This is a genomic window from Thermobrachium celere DSM 8682 (assembly GCF_000430995.1).
GTDB lineage: Bacteria > Bacillota > Clostridia > Clostridiales > Caloramatoraceae > Thermobrachium > Thermobrachium celere.
In genome coordinates, this window is the sequence record NZ_HF952018.1 from 223,316 (window position 1) to 241,121 (window position 17,806).

A 17,806-nucleotide genomic window follows, 5' to 3' on the forward strand; every position below is an offset into this window, starting at 1 on the left:
CGAATATTGTATGTATAAATTATCAAAAATTTAACAAATAGTGTATATTAAGAAGTATACAAAAGAAAAATAAAGAAATTTCAGTATATTTTTAAAATATTATGTCGAAAAAAATATATAAACAAAAAATACAATATTTGCATAAAAATATTTTTATGTATAAACTAAAGCTAACATCAGGTAAATAGGGGGTACGACGATGGATTACTTTAAGAAGGTAGAAGAGTATAGAGAAGAAATGGTAAATTCAATTATTAAGATTGTAAATATACCTAGTGTATATAGGGATGATGAAGAATTACCGTTTGGAAAAGAAATAGATAGAGCTTTAAAGGAAACATTAAAGCTGTGTGAAGGTTTAGGATTTAGAACATATTATAATAAATATTATGGTTTTGCAGAGGTTGGAGAAGGTGATGAATTAATTGGTATACTAGGACACCTTGATGTTGTTCCTGCTGGGGATTTAAACTCTTGGAAATACCCACCCTTTGATGCAAAGGTTGTAGATGGGAAAATATATGGAAGGGGAACCCAAGATGATAAAGGACCTACTATATCAGCAATATATGCAGTAAAGTCACTATTAGATTCAGGAGTAAAGTTTAATAAAAGAGTTAGATTTATATTTGGATTAGATGAAGAAAATCTTTGGAGAGATATAAAGGAATATTTAAAAAATGAAGAAGTACCAAGCTATGGTTTTACACCAGATTCAACATTTCCATTGATTAATGCTGAAAAAGGGCTTTTACAGTTTATATTAAGATCAAGAAAGGGAAGCTCAGTTAATTTAAAAGTGGGAGAGGCGTTTAATGCTGTTCCAGATAAGGCAACATACAATGGAGAAAAAATTGAAGAATTAGAGAAGGAACTTAAAAAATTAGGTTATGACTACACAAAACACAATGGAATAACAGTGCTAGGAAGAGCAGCTCATGCATCAAAACCAGAAAAGGGAATTAATGCAATTTCAAGACTATGTATTGCACTAAATAACATTGGAATCAACTCAAGGGCAGTTAAATTTATTGCTGAGGTTATAGGTGAAACATACAATGGAGAAAATATCTTTAGTGGGTGTGAAGATGAAGTATCAGGTAAATTAACAGTTAATGTAGGGAAGATTGATTTAAATAGCGAAGAGGAGAAAATTTGTATTGATGCAAGAATACCTGTTACGTTTGATAAGGATGAATTTGTAAAAAGGGTTATAGATGTGGCTAAAAAATATGAACTAGAATATGAAGAATACGACTATTTAAAGGCTATATACGTACCTGAAGAACATAAGTTAATAAAGACTTTAAGAAGGGTATTTGAAGAAGAAACAGGATTAGACTCAAAGCCATTATCATCAGGTGGAGCAACGTATGCAAGGGCTATGGACAACTTTGTTGCCTTTGGTGCAGTATTTCCAGGAAAACCAAAGACAGAGCATCAAGCAAATGAATATGTTGTAATTGATGATCTGATTAAAGCTGCCAAAATATATGCAAAGGCAGTATATGAACTTATACATAATTAAGAGACTAAGGGGGAATTATTATGCAAAAGAAGAGATTTAAAATGCCTACAGCCTATACAATACTATTTTCAATAATAGTATTAGTGGCAATACTTACTTGGATTGTTCCTGCAGGTCAATATGATTATGTTGATCCTAATGCAGCAAAGAAACAGCCTATACCAAATACTTATCACATAGTTGAAAGAACACCTCAAGGTCTTAAAGACATTGCGATGGCACCAATAAATGGATTTTATGATGCTGTTGATGTAGCACTGTTTGTTCTTGTTATTGGTGGATTTTTAGGTATAGTAATGAAGACAGGTGCAATTGAGGCTGGTATTGCAAATGTAACAAGAAAGCTAAAGGGAAGAGAAAAATGGATGATACCTATACTTATGATACTATTCTCACTTGGTGGTACAACATTTGGTATGGCAGAAGAAACAATAGCATTCTACCCACTTTTGATACCAGTATTTTTAGCAGCAGGATATGATACGATAACTGCAGTTTCAGTTATAATGCTTGGAGCTGGAGTTGGAGTATTAGGTTCAACTGTAAATCCATTTGCAACAGGAATAGCTTCAGGTTTTGCTAATATTTCAATAGGTGACGGAATTATATTTAGACTCTTAATATTAGTTTTAGGTGAAGCAGCAGCAATTCTATTTGTAATGAGATATGCAGAAAAAGTAAGAAAAGATCCAACTAAATCATTAGTATATGAAACATTAAAGGAGGACAAAGAACACTTCCTTGCACATAAAGAAGGAACGGAATTCCCAGAACTTACAGGAAAAAGAAAAATTGTACTATATATGTTTGCAGCTACATTTATAATAATGGTATTTGGAGTAATTCCATTCTCAGACATCGGTATAACTGCTATTCCAACACTTGGATGGTGGTTTGGAGAATTAACAGCTCTGTTCTTAGTTTCAGCAATTTTAATAGGACTTGTATATGGAATGAATGAAAAAGAGCTTACATCAACTTTTGTTGATGGTGCAAGAGATCTTCTTGGAGTTGCCTTAATAATAGGTGTATCAAGAGGAATTACAGTAGTAATGAATGCTGGAAAAATAACAGATACTGTATTACACTTAGGTGAACAAACACTTGCAGGTACAGGTTCAGTAGGATTTACAATACTTTCATACCTATTCTATATACCACTTTCATTCCTAATTCCTTCAACATCAGGACTTGCGACACTATCAATGCCGATTATGGCACCACTTGCAGACTTTGCACATGTTGCAAGACACATAGTAATTACTGCATACCAATCAGCATCAGGAATTGTTAATTTAATTACACCAACAAGTGCTGTTGTTATGGGTGGCCTTGCAATAGGAAGAGTTTCATATGATAAATGGCTAAAACATGTTTGGAAACTACTTGTAATACTAATGGTTATAATAATCGCAGTTCTTACAGTAGGAGCCCTCTAAAGTGCCACCCAAGTGAAATGTGACATTTTCAAAAAATTGGAAACAAATTTTATACAGTTAAAAAACTTCCATTAGCTAGCTGTTCCTAATGGAAGTTTTTTTAATTTCGTCAATTTCCCTCAAATTTAAATTTATATCCAACAAATTATTGTTATTCTATGGATGGTAGTTTAATAAACTTTTCTAACATGTAAATAAAACAATTTAATATTAAAAAAACATGTATTTTAATATACATTAATATATAGTGTTAATACAGCCATGGGGGGATAAATATGTACTTTAAGAGGTTTATAGGGGAGAGAATTTATTTGTCGCCATTAAATCCGGATGATTATTTAAAGTATGCAGAGTGGATAAATGACTTGGAAGTTAGTATTGCATTATTTGAAATGAAAACACCAATTACTGCTGAAGGTGAAAGGCAGATTATAGAAGATTTAGCTAAAGAAAATGTATTTGCGATAGTTTTAAATGAAGTAGATAAATTAATAGGAAATGTTGGCCTACATAATATTAATTGGATATCAAGAACTGCTGAACTTGGCATAGTAATAGGAGATAAATTTTATTGGGGACAGGGTTATGGAAAAGAAGCAATAGAACTCATACTAGATTATGCATTTAATATGTTGAATTTACACTCAGTATATCTTAAGGTTTATAGTTACAACGTAAATGCAATTAAATGCTATGAAAAAGTTGGATTTAAATATGCTGGAAGGCTAAGGGAAGCAATAGAAGTTGCTGGTGAAAGATATGATATTATTTATATGGATATCTTAAAAAATGAATTTAAGTCAGTTTATATTAAAGAAGTTGTAGAAAAGAAAAAAGTGTCACCCAAGTGAAATGTGACATTATCCAATAAATGTAAGTAAAGTTCCACTTAAAAAAGTGGAACTTTTTTATAAGCCTTTTTGTGCCTGATTAAGAACAACAATCCCGATACAAATCTTAAAACTCCAATAATTATAAGTGCTGTTTTTATTGTTGTTAATTTATATAATTTCATACCAACCCAAGGCGCAATTACAAGGGTAATATTAGTTAGTAGGTTATAGCATGCAATATATGAGGTTCTGTTTTCTCTTGGTGTAACTTCAAATAGAGAATTTAAAAGAAGTAGCATAACACCTGATACACTAAGCCCTGTTATAACAACAAAATATGCAATATGATATATTTTAGTTGAAAGGGCATATAAAAATGGTGCAAAGGACATTCCAATTGCTGAAATTGTAAGGGCTACTGCATTTCCCTTTTTTCTTGAGAATTTTCCCCAAAATCTATATCCAAAGGCCATAGCAAGTCCATTTATGGTTGATATAATAGATGTCCAAAATTCATTCGTATGTAAGTAGTCTACTTCGTATGTCAAAAGCAAAGGCCACGCCATTTGCCATGTAAAATGAAAGGCAACCACTATAACTATGAATATTAAATACTCTCTTTGATTTTTTAAGTTTTTTAAAAATGCTATTGAAATTTTATTTTGTTCTGTAGATATTTCTGCAAAGGATGTTTTGGGATTATACTTGTGTTTTAGTAGTGTATAAACTTCTAATAATCCAAATATAAATGCAATAACAAATATTATTTGATATATCTTGATTAGCTCAGATTTTGTATTTGAAAGAGTGGTTAAAAGATATCCAGCAATTAGAGTTGTTGTCGTTCCTGCCACTGTTGAGATGCTATTTCTAATTGAAAGATATTGTTCTCTTTCACCAGGAGGGAATATATCAGCAAAAAATGATTGCCATAAAAATACAGCTATAGAGTTAGGAAAGTTCATCGCACCATATAAAATAACAAAAACAAAAGCTCTATATTTTTCATTTAGAAGCGGTACAAGGGCCATTAATATATAAAAGGCTCTTGTTATAAGAAAAGTAATGGAAGTTGTTCTTTTTTTATTTTTTGTAGAACCTAATACTATGCCACCTATGAAGATGGCCATTATACTGAAAAAAGCTGGAAGAGAATTAAAAAGAGAAACAAGATAATCTCCTGCATTCAACCTTTTTAAAAATAGACCTGCAAAGGATGTTGCAAGATTTAATGCAATAACTTGGAATATACCATTTAGTATATTAAGATAATAATTGTTTTTTAACCTACACAAATTAGCACCCCCATTCCCCTAAAGATGATTATAAACTAATTTTAATATATGTTACAAGGAAAAAATAAATATGGAAAATTCTCTATTGATGTAGTAATATAAAATGGTGTGCTATTTAATATTAAAATTCTTGTATTTTTAATGGTAGCACAAAAATAGGGGGTGCGTGTTTTGAGTTCTATTTACATATCTTTCTACGATTCACCAATAGGATTAATTAAAATATCTGCCAATGAGAGGGCAATTGTTTCTTTAGATTTTGTGTATAAAAAATCAAAGGAAAAGGAAAATGAAATAATTAAAGCGTGCAAAAAGCAGCTTGATGAGTATTTTAAAGGGACAAGAAAAGAGTTTGATATAGATATTGAAATAGAAGGCACTGAGTTTCAAAAGATGGTTTGGAGAGAACTAAAAAAGATACCATACGGCCAAAAGAGAAGCTATAAGGATATTGCAATTGCAATAGGAAACGAAAAAGCTGTTAGAGCTATAGGTGGAGCAAATAATAAAAATAAAATAGCAATTATAATACCATGTCATAGAGTTGTTGGAAGTGATGGTTCTCTTACAGGATATGCAGGAGGTCTTTGGAGAAAGCAGTGGTTATTAGAACATGAGGAGAAGTATAGTAAGTAATATGTTATATTAAAGGCCCCATGATAGATTTTGTGTAAATTAAGTTTTATCCACAAAATCTATTAATGGGGCCAAAACTTTTAAAATATATTCTATTCTCCTACAACTTCTGTCTTAATATCTTCTGTTTTAATTCCAAATTTTGTTTCAACAGCAAGAATGGATATAAAAATTAATGCACATCCTATGAACATGTTAATTGTGAATTTTTCATGAAGTAGCAAAACAGAAAATAAAGTTCCAAATACAGATTCTGTACTCAAAATAATTGCAGCCTTTGTTGAAGATGTATACTTTTGACCAACAGTTTGAAATACAAAGGCAATACATGTACTAAGTAGAGCAAGATATAAGATAGACATAATAGCTGTTGTATTCTGTGAAGAAGGTATACTTTCAAATATAAAAGCACAAATTAAGGACAATATACCTGAAAGTCCAAATTGAATTATAGACAAAATAACAGGATCAAGATTTTCAGCAAAGTATCCAGTTGCAACAATATGTCCTGCATATAAGAGTGCACATATAAGAGTGAGGATATCTCCTAAGTTTAAATTTACTCCAATTCCACCTTCGTATGTTAGTGTGGCAATTCCAATAAAACAAAGAAAAGCTCCTAAATAAGAAAATATATCTGGCCTCTTTTTATATACAAACCAATACAAGAATGGTACCATTACTACATTTGTTCCTGTTAAAAAGGCCTGCTTAGAAGGAGTTGTAAACTGAAGGCCAATGGTTTGGCTTGTGAAGGCAGTAAATAAAAATATCCCTATTATTATTCCACCTTTTAAATCTTCTTTTGTAATTGACATTACTTTTTTATAGAAGATAGCAGAAAGCAAAAAGAAGGCAATTAAAAACCTTGCAGCCATTAAATAAAAAGGCGTGATGTGTTCTAATCCATTTTTAGTTGCTACAAACCCACCGCCCCAAATTATTGCTGTTGTAAGTAGTGCTAACATTGCTAATATTTCTTGTTTCTTTGCTTTATCCATATTTTCATCCCCCCTTAGTGCTATTCTAACAGAGTTTAATATTTAAGGTAAAGTTAAAAAATTAAAAATTATGATAATTAATATAAATTTATGTTAAAATAAATTTAATATAACTAAATTTGGGGGGATATTATGAAAAGTTTTGCTAGCGATAATACATCAAGGGTTCATCCCAAAATAATGGAGAGTATAGTAAATGCAAACAATTATGATGCAAAGTCCTATGGATATGATGAATATACTCAAAGGGCAGTTGAAAAATTCAAAAAGTTATTTGGAGATGATATAGATGTCTACTTTGTCTATAATGGAACAGCTGCAAATATCTTAGGACTTTCAGCAATAACAAATACATATAATTCAATAATTTGCTCTGAATGGGCACACATAAACACTGATGAATGTGGGGCACCAGAAAAAAACATAGGATGTAAGATAATTTCTCTTTCAAGTAGCGATGGAAAAATAAAGGTTGAAGATATAAATAAACATTTGTTTGCTATTGGAGTTGAACATCATTCCCAGCCCAAGGTTATATCAATTACTCAATCAACTGAGTTAGGAACTGTTTATACAAAGGAAGAAATAATTGAGATATCAGAATTTGCGCATAAAAATAATATGTATGTACATATGGATGGTGCAAGAATTGCAAATGCAGCTTGTCATTTAAAACAAGATGTAAGAGAATTTACAAAGGATGCAGGTGTAGATGTTCTATCCTTTGGTGGAACAAAAAATGGAATGATGTTTGGAGAAGCAGTTGTATTTTTTAATAAAAATTTATCAGAAGGATTTAAGTATAGAAGAAAACAGTTTATGCAATTACACTCAAAAATGAGATATATTTCAGCACAGTTTGAAGCCCTTTTAACTGATGATCTGTATTTAAAAAATGCAAGACATGCTAACGAAATGGCAAAATACCTTGAAGAAAGATTAAAAGAGCTCCCAATTGTTAGGATAACTCAAAAGGTTGAAGCAAATGCTATTTTTGCATCTCTACCAAGAGAGATAATAGATAAGCTTCTAGAAAAGTACTATTTTTATATTTGGAATGAAGAAAAAAACGAAGTTAGATGGATGACCTCCTTTGATACAAAAAGGGAAGATATAGATGAATTTGTTGATGATTTAAATAAAATAGTGAAAAATGTATTTAAATAATTTAAATTTAATGTTATTATAAATTTGTAACAAAGCTGAAAATTTTGAATATACATAGGGGGTAAACACATGAATCAACAAAGACTAAACAAAGTATTAGCTGAAATGGAGAAAAGAAATTTAAAACAAATGATTATCTCAGATCCAGCATCCATATTTTACTTAACAGGCAAATGGATACATCCAGGAGAAAGGCTTTTGGCACTTTATATCAATCTAAACGGAAATCATAAACTTTTCATCAATGAGTTATTCCCAGTTTATGAGGATTTAGGTGTTGAAAAGATTTGGTTCAATGACACTCAAGATGGAGTTGAAATAATTTCAAATTATGTTATGAAGGATGAGCCAATAGGTATAGACAAAAATTGGCCTGCAAGATTTTTAATCAGATTAATGGAATTAAAGGGTGGAAGTACATTTGTAAATGGTTCACCTATTATAGACAGAGTAAGAATGCAAAAGGATGAGAAGGAAATAGAATTGATGAAACAGGCATCAAGAATTAACGACATGGCAATGGAGGAAATGGTGAAGCTTGTACCAGAAAGATTAACTGAAAAACAAATGGTTTCAAAGCTAGCTGAAATATACGAAAAGCTTGGTGCAGATGGATTCTCCTTCGGCCCAATCATAGCATATGGAAAAAATGCAGCAGACCCACATCATGAATCAGACAATAGCCAGCTAAATGAAGGAGACAGTGTAATTATAGACATCGGCTGTGTAAAGGATTCATACTGTTCAGATATGACAAGAACAGTATTTTATAAAAATGCAAGTGAAGTAGCAAAGAAGGTTTATAACATTGTACTTGAGGCAAATAAAAGAGCAATAGATATAATTAAGCCTGGAGTTAGATTCTGTGATATAGATAGGGCAGCAAGAGAACATATTGAAAATCATGGTTATGGAAAATACTTTACACATAGAACAGGGCATTCAATTGGTATAGAAGTACATGATTTTGGAGATGTTTCAGCAGTAAATACTGATGTTGTTCAACCAGGAATGATATTCTCAGTAGAGCCAGGAATATATTTACCAAATGAAGTAGGAGTTAGAATAGAGGATTTAGTTCTTGTTACGGAAGACGGATGCGAAGTATTAAATAAATATGATAAGGAATTAATAATAATAGAATAAAAGTGCCACCCAAGTGAAATGTGACATTATCCAATGATTTCAAGTAAATATTTCAAAATTATATGCAAAAACTTTAAATAAGCCCCATGAGTTACATGGGGCTTTTGTTATAATAGCACTGAATGATTTAAATAATTTGTGTAATAATTAATTATTTCCTTTTGCGATGTTATTTAACGCATACTTCAACCTATCAATTTCTTCAAATGTATTATATAACCCAAAGCTCAACCTTACCATGCCAGGTCGTTTTGTTATATCGCTATCCCTAATGATATTTTTTATATCATTTTTAGTTAATTTTAAAAGTTTATGAACATATGGTTGAGCACAGAAACAGCCGTTTCTTACGCCTATTCCATATTCTTCAGAAAGTATCTTTGCAACTTCATTATGATTTACTCCTTCTATATTAAATGGAATTATTGCAACTTTATTTTCAACTCCGTCGCAATAGAATTTGATCTTTTCAATTTCCTTTAAAGAAGAGGCTGCATACTTTAAAAGTTCATTTTCATACTTTTCTATGTTGTCAAGTCCGATATAAGAAAGAGTGTTTATAGCAGAAACTAAAGCAGCAACTCCCATTACGTTAGGCGTGCCCCCTTCTTCTTTATGCGGCAAATCTTCCCATATAACAAAATCATCAGTAACTACTTTTACAGTACCTCCACCTTTAACATCTGGTACTCCAGAGTTTAAAATTGTCTTATTACCAACTAACACACCAACACCAAAAGGAGCATACATTTTATGAGCAGAGAACGCTATAAAATCTAATTTTTTATTTTCATCTTCATGCTTCATACATATTTTCTTGTGAGCAGCAATTTGGGCACAGTCAACAAATATTTTAGCACCGTATTTATGACATAAAGCAGCAATATCATGGACAGGGTTAATATATCCAGTTACATTAGATGCATAGGTTACAGCAACAAGCTTTACTATTCCAAAATAGTTTTTAAGTTTCTTCTCAAGATGATCCAAATCTATTCTTCCACATTCATCGGTTTTAACTATATCCACATGAAACCTAAATCTCCATGGAAGAAGATTTGAATGGTGCTCCATTTCTGTTGTTAAAACAACACAATTTGGATATTGGCTGCAGATCTTATATGAAAGTTTATTTATTGCTTCTGTTGTATTTTTTACAAAAATAACCGTATCGTCTTTATTCCCTCCAACAAAATTTAAAATTTCATCCCTTGCCGACTCATAAATTTCAGTGGAAAGTCTTGATTTGTAACCTTCTCCACGATGAATTGAAGCATAATATTCAGAAAAGTAATTTATAAACCACATGACAGTTTTGAAGGGAGGTGTTGTTGCGGCATTATCAAAATTTATATATTTAACCATTGTCCCATCTTTTAATGGTATTATACTGTCAACACCAACAATAAAATCTCTGAAGCATTCCATGTAAACCACCCTTTCTATTTTCCTCTTATATATTATTCAAAAGTGCCACCCATGTGAAATGTGAAATTATCCAATTTTTTCATAATCAATTCGAAAAAGCAACCGAAAATAATCCTAAATTTTTGTAACTTGAATATAATAATATGTTTAATATTCAAAATTTTGATATAATAATCTTGAAGTATCCCTTGCACCAGAGCTCATATCCTGCAGGAGTGAGACTCAGAAAGGGGAGGATATGTTGAAAATAGGTTTTATTGGCGCCGGAAAGGTAGGAAGTGCCTTCGGACGCTACCTAAAAGAACAGGGTTTAGAAATTTATGGATATTTTAGCAAAACATCAGAATCAGCTAAATCTTCTGCTGAATTTACATCATCTAGGGAAGCTTGTTCAATTGATGAGATAGTAGAAAACTGCGACTATATATTTATAACAACTCCAGATGATGTTATACTTGAAATAGCTTCACATTTAAAACACTTCAACCTGCAGGATAAAAAAATATTTCATATGAGCGGATCACTATCTTCTAATGTATTTTTTGAATTAGAAGAAAAAGGTGCACATGGATACTCACTTCACCCTATCTTTCCATTCCCAGATAGAAATGTATACAAATACTTGAAAAATGCTTATTTTACAATTGAAGGTAAAAACCTAGAATTAATAATTGGATTTTTAGAGAAAATATCTATAAACTATATTGAAATACCTTCATATTGTAAGGAAAAATATCATGCGGCTATGGTATTTGCTTCGAATTATATAGTAGCTTTAGCAAAAATATCAAAGGAGCTTTTGAAACAATGTGATTTCCCAGATGATAAGATTGAAAAAGCTCTATACCCCCTTATGATTTCAGCTGTAGAGAATATAAAAGAAAAAGGGATAGAGGGGGCACTTACAGGTCCAATAGTTAGAGGTGATGTTGGAACAGTAAAAAAACACTTGCAAAATATAGGGGAATATAAACATATATATAGTCTACTTGGAGAAGTTGCACTTTCCATTACAGCTGAAAGGAGAAATTTAGATAGTGAAAAGTTACATTTACTTTTAAGAGCTCTAAGGGAGGAATAGTTATGAAAAAAACAACCACATATTTTAAAGAAGCAAAAAAAAGAGGGGAAAAACTTACAATGCTAACAGCCTATGATTATTCAATGGCAAAACTTATAGATTCTGCAGGAATAGATGGAATATTAGTTGGCGATTCACTAGGTATGGTAGTTTTAGGATACGAAAATACGCTTCAGGTAACAGTTGAAGATATAATACATCATACAAGAGCAGTTGCAAGAGGTGCAAAGGATGCACTAATTGTTGCTGATATGCCCTTTTTGTCCTACCACATAAGTGTTGAGGATGCTATAAGAAATGCAGGACGAATGATAAAGGAAGGTATGGCCCACGCTGTTAAATTAGAAGGCGGAGAGGAAATAATAGATAAAGTAAGAGCAATAATAAATGCACAAATACCTGTTATGGGACATTTAGGCTTAACTCCCCAATCAGTAAATGTGTTTGGAGGATTTAAAGTTCAGGGTAAAAATAAAAGCCAGATAGAAAAATTAATAAAAGATGCAAAACTTTTAGAGGAAGCAGGTGTGTTTGCAATAGTTCTTGAAGGAATTCCAAAGGAGGTTGCAGAGCGTATAACTGAAACTGTTTCTGTTCCTACAATTGGAATTGGTGCAGGTGTACATTGTGATGGACAAATTCTTGTAACCCAAGACCTACTAGGATTATACAGCGATTTTGTACCTAAATTTGTAAAGCAGTACAGGAAGCTAAGTGTAGATATAATGGAGGCCTTTAAGGAATATATAAGTGATGTAAAAAAAGGTCAATTTCCAAAAGATGAACATTCATTTAAACTAGATGAACAGACAAAAAATGAACTTGAAAAACTGTATTAAAGGAGGAATAACATGTTAATTATCAAATCAGTTGATGAAATGAAAAGGCATATGAAGGATATAAAAAAACAGGGGAGAAGCATAGGTTTTGTTCCAACTATGGGATATCTTCATGAAGGACATATGAGCCTTATAAAAAGAGCTAGAGGAGAAAATGAAGTAGTTGTAGTTAGCGTTTTTGTAAATCCTACACAATTTGGACCAAATGAGGACTATGAAAGATATCCAAGGGATGAAGAAAGAGATAAAAAGATGTGCGAAGAGGCAGGCTGCGACATCCTATTTATGCCAAATAAAGATGATATGTACAGAGAAAATTATTCAACCTATGTTGAGGTTCATGGCTTAACAGAAGGATTGTGTGGTGCCAAAAGGCCTGGTCATTTTAGAGGTGTTGCAACAATAGTAACTAAGCTTTTTAATATAGTAAAGCCAGATAGGGCATATTTTGGCCAAAAGGATGCACAGCAACTTGCAGTTATAAAAAGAATGGTTAAGGATTTAGATTTTGATATAGAAATAGTAGGTTGTGAAATAGTAAGAGATGTTGATGGCTTAGCATTAAGTTCAAGAAATACATATTTGTCAGAAGAGGAAAGAAAACAGGCACCTATATTATATAAATCTTTACTAAAGGCAAAAGAAGAAATAGAAAAGGGAGAAAGAGCTTCAGAGAAGCTAATTGACTTAATAAAGACAACAATATTAGAGATGCCAGATGCACAGATAGACTATATAGAGATTGTAAATAACGAAACATTAAAGCCAATAGAAAAGGTAGAGGGTGAAGTTTTAATAGCACTTGCAGTTAAATTTGGTAAAACAAGGCTTATTGACAATATGGTGGTGAGAGTATGATGCTTTGTATGTTAAAGAGTAAAATACATAGGGCAACAGTGACAGAAGCAAATCTAAATTATGTTGGAAGCATAACAATAGATGAGGAACTAATGAATGCAGTCGGACTACTTGAAAATGAAAGGGTTCAGATAGTAAATGTAAACAATGGAGAAAGATTTGATACATATGTAATAAAGGGTGAAAGAGGAAAGGGAGATATATGCCTAAATGGTGCAGCAGCAAGGCTTGTTCATGTAGGAGATAAGGTTATTATAATGGCATATGCGTATGTTGATGAGGAAGAAGCAAAAAACATGAGGCCTAAGGTTATTTTAGTAGATGATAACAATAGGATACTTGATTATTTAACTGAAGAGGCAAAAAAGTCAGTTTAGTTAAAAATGAAATATAAAGTTTTTCCATATTCATCCGATAAAATAACTAGATTACTTGGTTTAGAAAGGGGAAGGTAAATGGGTATTGTTGAAAGAGAATTAATAATGATCAACAAGAGAGTTTTACAAATCCACGTATTGATTTTTGTTATTTTTGCATTAGGATTTACTGGGGAATATATGAAGGGGAATAGAACACTTGTCTTCATTTTTCCTGTCTTAGCAATTGCACTTGCTGGGCTTGTTCTTTCTTATGCTATATATAATAAGAAAAAGGATTCAACAAAAATTAAATGGATTTTGATGGTAAGCTATGGTATTCCATACATTATAACTCTTTTAACTGCAGAAAAGGCAATGACATTTATATTCTTCTTTCCTTATGCTGTTATATATACACTTTATGCCGACTGGTTATTAACTATAATTCAAAATACAGTTGCATTTGTTACAATAATCTTATTTATATTAATAAGGATTAATGCAGGTGCAACAAAAAGTCTTGATACGTCAAATTATATGTTGATGATAGGAACTGTTTTAATGTATATTCCAGCAACTTTTACTATAGTTAGAGTAACTAGAAACTTACGTATGCAAACGTTATCAAATTTAGCAGAGCTTGAAAATAAAGAAAAAGACGTAAGAAAGGCAATGGAAAACTTAATTGAAATCGCAAGTTTAGTAAAGAGTAATTCAAATGAATTAAATAACATAATTGATGAAATTGCGTCATCAACAATGGCCTTTTCAAATGCAGTAGAGGAGATTGCTCATGGAGCTTCAAATACAGCAGAAGAAATACAAGATGCAAATAATGCAATACAATCTATAAGGGATGAGATAGAAAACACATCAAAAGCATCTTCAAAAATAAAGGAAGCAACAGAAGAGACAACAGAAATTGTACAAAGTGGACAAGCAATAATAAATGATCTATCAAATATGTCAAAGGAAGTTAAAGAAAAGAATGCAAGTGTGAGTCATACAATGGATGCATTAAAGATAAAATCAGATGATATTGTGAATATAACAGGTGTAATTGCGCAGATTGCAGAACAGACAAATCTTCTTGCACTTAATGCAGCAATAGAGGCAGCAAGAGTTGGAGAAGCAGGACGTGGATTTGCAGTAGTTGCAGATGAAATTAAAAAGCTTGCACTTGAGAGCAAGAATAATTCAGATAACATTGCAAGAATAATAAATGAGCTTCAAAATGAAACAATAACTTCAATAAAGGCTGTTGCAGAGCTTATTAGGATAAATGAAAAACAACAAAAATTAGTTGAAGAAGTAAGCAGTATGTTTGGAAAGATTAATTCAAATGTATCTGATATTAAAGAAAAGACAAATATGCTGAATAAAATGATGGAGAATGTAATAGTAGAAATGAATAAAATAGCAAATGCAGGAGAAAACATAGCAGCAGTATCACAGGAGACAATGGCAAATTCTGAAGAGGCAGCGGCAATGTCAAGAGAACATATTAATCAAGCAGAAAATGCAAAGAGGCTTTCAAATGAGCTTCTAGAGATGGCAAATAGACTTGTTTAAAAAAAGGGCAGGTTTTGGGCATACCAAAACTTGTCCTTTTTTACTTGTTCTATTGCATTTTAATCTTACGTTTGTTAAAATGTAATTAGATATTTAGACAAATATCTAATTACAAATTTTTCAAAGAGGTGTTGTTATGATAAAAATTGAAAATGTATCTAAAACCTATGGAAAAAACAAGGTTAAGGCACTTGATAATATTAATCTTGAGGTTAGGGATGGAGAAATATTTGGATTTTTAGGTCCAAATGGTGCAGGAAAAACCACAACGATAAAGCTTATAACAGGAATACTTAATATGGATGAAGGTAGGATATTGGTAAATGGAATAGATGTAAAAAAGAATCCTATTGAGGCAAAAAAGCAAATAGGCTTTGTTCCAGACAACCCTGAAATATTTAATAGACTAACAGGATTAGAGTACCTAAATTTTATTGCAGATGTATTTGAGATGGATAGCAAAGAGAGAGCAGATATAATAATGAAACTTGCTGAAGAATTTGAAATAAAATCCGCACTTAAAGAGAGCATAAACAGTTATTCCCATGGTATGAAGCAAAAATTAGTTTTAATAGGTGCATTGATGCATAATCCTCCTGTATGGATACTTGATGAACCTATGGTGGGGCTTGATCCTAAATCTGCCTTTACGCTAAAAAAGATGATGAGGCAGCACGCAGATAGTGGTAAAACAGTTTTCTTCTCAACCCATGTTATGGAGGTTGCAGAAAAGATGTGTGACAGAATAGGAATTATAAAGGGCGGACGAATAATATTTGTTGGAACAGTTGAAGAATTAAAGGAAAGAAAGAATGATGAGTCATTAGAAAATATATTTTTGGAGTTGATTGAAAATGAGTAAGGGATTAAGTTTAGCTAAAATTTATATAAATTCAACGTACGGATTAAGCAGATTTATAAGGGATTTAAAATATAATAAAAAGAATGCTGTAAAAACGATAGGTTTTATCCTGTTAATTATATTTTCATTAAGTGGAATGTTTGGAATGTATCTATACTTTAACATTAAGATGTATGATCTATTGAAAAAAATAAATCAACAAGGAGCAGTAATAACTTTAGCTGTAGTATCTTCCTCAACTTTAACACTTATGTTTGGTATTTTAACAGTTTTAGCAAATTATTTTTACAACCAAGAGGGAGATATTATATTAGCACTTCCTATAAAAAAGATGGATTTACTCTTTGCTAAGTTTATAAATGCATACATTGTGGAGTTAGTTGTGACATTTATATTTATGGGAGTTGGCATTGGTGTTTATGGAATAAAATCGGGTGAAGGAATTTTATTTTATTTAGTATCAATAATTTCAACTATTTTTATTCCGCTAATTCCACTTTCAATTTGTTATTTTTTAATAATACCCTTGATGAAATATGGAAACTTAACAAAGAAAAAAGACCTTTTTATGATTTTAGGTGGATTCTTTGGTATTATAATTGCCCTAATATATCAGGTATCAATAAATAAACTTGCTAGCACTAATGCTGGATCAGAGGATATAATAAAGAGCTTGATGAGAGAAAATGGATTAATTGATTTGGTTGGAAGGATTTATTACCCATCAATATGGATAAGTAATGGAATATTGAATTACAAGAGTATATCAGGAATTTTGTATTTAGTTGCATTTGCTTTATTGTCTATTTTAATTGTATATTTGCTTTTACTTACTACTTCAAATTTATATTATTCAAGTATTATTGGAAGCAGTGAGGTTACAAAGAAAAATAGAGAGATTAAAGGTGAAGAGATAGATAAAGTATTTAAGAGAAGAAGCTTATTAAGTTCACTATTTATAAGAGAAATGAAGCTTATGAATAGAGAGCCTATATATTTTTTAAATGGGCCCTTTGTAGTTTTATTACTTCCACTTATATTTGCTATAATGTTTACAGTTAACAAACAAAGTTTGGGTCCGATAGATACATTAATAAAGCAACTTGATAATGTAAAATACTTACTTTTGATTTCAACAGGTATAATAATGTTTATTGGTTCTACAACTTCAATAACATCAACCTGTATATCAAGGGAAGGTAGTGGAATATATGTTTTAAAATCACTTCCAATTAGGCCTATTGACATTATAAAGGCAAAATTTCTTCACGGTGCCTTCTTTGGGTTTATTGCCTCAATAATTGTAAGTGTAGGTCTTTTATACTTAAAGGTTCCTTTTTATATAATTTTTCTTTCAGTTGTAATAGGAAACCTATATCTTTTCGTAATCTACCTTGTAGGGATAATCCTTGAATTAAACTGGCCAAAATTAGTTTGGGATAATCCTCAAAAACCAATGAAACAGAACATTAATGCTGTTTTTATAATATTTATCGATTTTGCTTTGATAGGAATTAACTATCTTATAGCTAAGACGATACCTCAAAGCATTCTAATATTAGCATTTTTTATAATACCAATTATATTGCTTTTATTTGTATACCTATATTTAAATAAAAATATTGAGGGACTCTATAGTAGGTTATAAGATGAGTTTAATAAGTTGCAAGTATAATAAGTATTAAATGGGATAGTATATAAAAAATAAGGTTTAAAAGAACAAAAGTTTATTAATGGAATGCTTATAGTTAAAGGAAATATG

16 protein-coding genes are annotated in these 17,806 nt (G+C 31.2%); 13 read left to right on the forward strand and 3 right to left on the reverse strand.

The features are described from left to right. Positions 1-199 precede the first annotated feature (199 nt). From pepV to TCEL_RS01780, 3 genes are all read left to right on the forward strand, one after another. On the forward strand, positions 200-1,528 hold the full coding sequence (pepV, locus tag TCEL_RS01770) for a dipeptidase PepV (RefSeq protein ID WP_018660499.1): 1,329 nt from the start codon (positions 200-202) through the stop codon (positions 1,526-1,528). A gap of 20 nt (positions 1,529-1,548) precedes the next feature. After that, positions 1,549-2,967: a YfcC family protein gene (locus TCEL_RS01775; RefSeq protein ID WP_018660501.1), complete on the forward strand. Its 1,419-nt coding sequence runs from the start codon at positions 1,549-1,551 to the stop codon at positions 2,965-2,967. A gap of 275 nt (positions 2,968-3,242) precedes the next feature. Further along, complete coding sequence (locus TCEL_RS01780) at positions 3,243-3,818, forward strand: GNAT family N-acetyltransferase (RefSeq protein WP_018660503.1); 576 nt, start codon at positions 3,243-3,245, stop codon at positions 3,816-3,818. Between the two features lie 38 nt (positions 3,819-3,856). On the opposite strand, the gene TCEL_RS01785 is transcribed toward TCEL_RS01780, so the two are convergent. After that, positions 3,857-5,095: an MFS transporter gene (locus TCEL_RS01785; RefSeq protein ID WP_018660505.1), complete on the reverse strand. Its 1,239-nt coding sequence runs from the start codon at positions 5,093-5,095 to the stop codon at positions 3,857-3,859. Between the two features lie 171 nt (positions 5,096-5,266). Between TCEL_RS01785 and TCEL_RS01790 the strand changes: the two genes are divergently transcribed. After that, entirely contained in the window at positions 5,267-5,731 is a 465-nt protein-coding gene (locus TCEL_RS01790; protein ID WP_018660507.1) for a methylated-DNA--[protein]-cysteine S-methyltransferase, read from the forward strand. A gap of 92 nt (positions 5,732-5,823) precedes the next feature. Here TCEL_RS01790 and TCEL_RS01795 read toward each other — a convergent pair whose 3' ends face one another. After that, positions 5,824-6,732, reverse strand: a complete 909-nt coding sequence (locus tag TCEL_RS01795) for a DMT family transporter (protein WP_018660509.1) — start codon at positions 6,730-6,732, stop codon at positions 5,824-5,826. Between the two features lie 132 nt (positions 6,733-6,864). Here TCEL_RS01795 and TCEL_RS01800 point away from each other — a divergent pair, with 132 nt between their 5' ends. Beyond that, on the forward strand, positions 6,865-7,899 hold the full coding sequence (locus TCEL_RS01800) for a threonine aldolase family protein (protein WP_018660511.1): 1,035 nt from the start codon (positions 6,865-6,867) through the stop codon (positions 7,897-7,899). Between the two features lie 69 nt (positions 7,900-7,968). Continuing rightward, positions 7,969-9,045: a M24 family metallopeptidase gene (locus tag TCEL_RS01805; protein WP_018660513.1), complete on the forward strand. Its 1,077-nt coding sequence runs from the start codon at positions 7,969-7,971 to the stop codon at positions 9,043-9,045. Between the two features lie 147 nt (positions 9,046-9,192). On the opposite strand, the gene TCEL_RS01810 is transcribed toward TCEL_RS01805, so the two are convergent. Then, positions 9,193-10,473 (reverse strand): aminotransferase class V-fold PLP-dependent enzyme, encoded by a 1,281-nt coding sequence (locus TCEL_RS01810; protein ID WP_018660515.1) that lies wholly within the window; start codon positions 10,471-10,473, stop codon positions 9,193-9,195. A 241-nt stretch (positions 10,474-10,714) separates the two neighbouring features. Here TCEL_RS01810 and TCEL_RS01815 point away from each other — a divergent pair, with 241 nt between their 5' ends. The 7 genes from TCEL_RS01815 to TCEL_RS01845 all read left to right on the forward strand — a co-directional run bounded on the left by TCEL_RS01815 (position 10,715) and on the right by TCEL_RS01845 (position 17,692). Beyond that, a complete protein-coding gene (locus TCEL_RS01815; protein WP_018660517.1) occupies positions 10,715-11,554 on the forward strand; it encodes a Rossmann-like and DUF2520 domain-containing protein in 840 nt (279 codons plus the stop codon). A 2-nt stretch (positions 11,555-11,556) separates the two neighbouring features. Next, positions 11,557-12,393: a 3-methyl-2-oxobutanoate hydroxymethyltransferase gene (panB, locus tag TCEL_RS01820; RefSeq protein ID WP_018660520.1), complete on the forward strand. Its 837-nt coding sequence runs from the start codon at positions 11,557-11,559 to the stop codon at positions 12,391-12,393. 12 nt (positions 12,394-12,405) lie between these two features. Continuing rightward, complete coding sequence (gene panC / locus TCEL_RS01825) at positions 12,406-13,251, forward strand: pantoate--beta-alanine ligase (protein WP_018660523.1); 846 nt, start codon at positions 12,406-12,408, stop codon at positions 13,249-13,251. Next, positions 13,248-13,628: an aspartate 1-decarboxylase gene (gene panD, locus TCEL_RS01830; RefSeq protein WP_018660525.1), complete on the forward strand. Its 381-nt coding sequence runs from the start codon at positions 13,248-13,250 to the stop codon at positions 13,626-13,628. The genes panC and panD overlap by 4 nt, the downstream gene beginning before the upstream one ends. 78 nt (positions 13,629-13,706) lie before the next feature. After that, on the forward strand, positions 13,707-15,182 hold the full coding sequence (locus TCEL_RS01835) for a methyl-accepting chemotaxis protein (RefSeq protein WP_018660527.1): 1,476 nt from the start codon (positions 13,707-13,709) through the stop codon (positions 15,180-15,182). Between the two features lie 136 nt (positions 15,183-15,318). Further along, on the forward strand, positions 15,319-16,044 hold the full coding sequence (locus TCEL_RS01840; RefSeq protein WP_018660529.1) for an ABC transporter ATP-binding protein: 726 nt from the start codon (positions 15,319-15,321) through the stop codon (positions 16,042-16,044). Beyond that, positions 16,037-17,692: a putative ABC transporter permease subunit gene (locus tag TCEL_RS01845; RefSeq protein ID WP_018660531.1), complete on the forward strand. Its 1,656-nt coding sequence runs from the start codon at positions 16,037-16,039 to the stop codon at positions 17,690-17,692. Before TCEL_RS01840 ends, TCEL_RS01845 begins: the two co-directional genes overlap by 8 nt. Positions 17,693-17,806 lie beyond the last annotated feature (114 nt).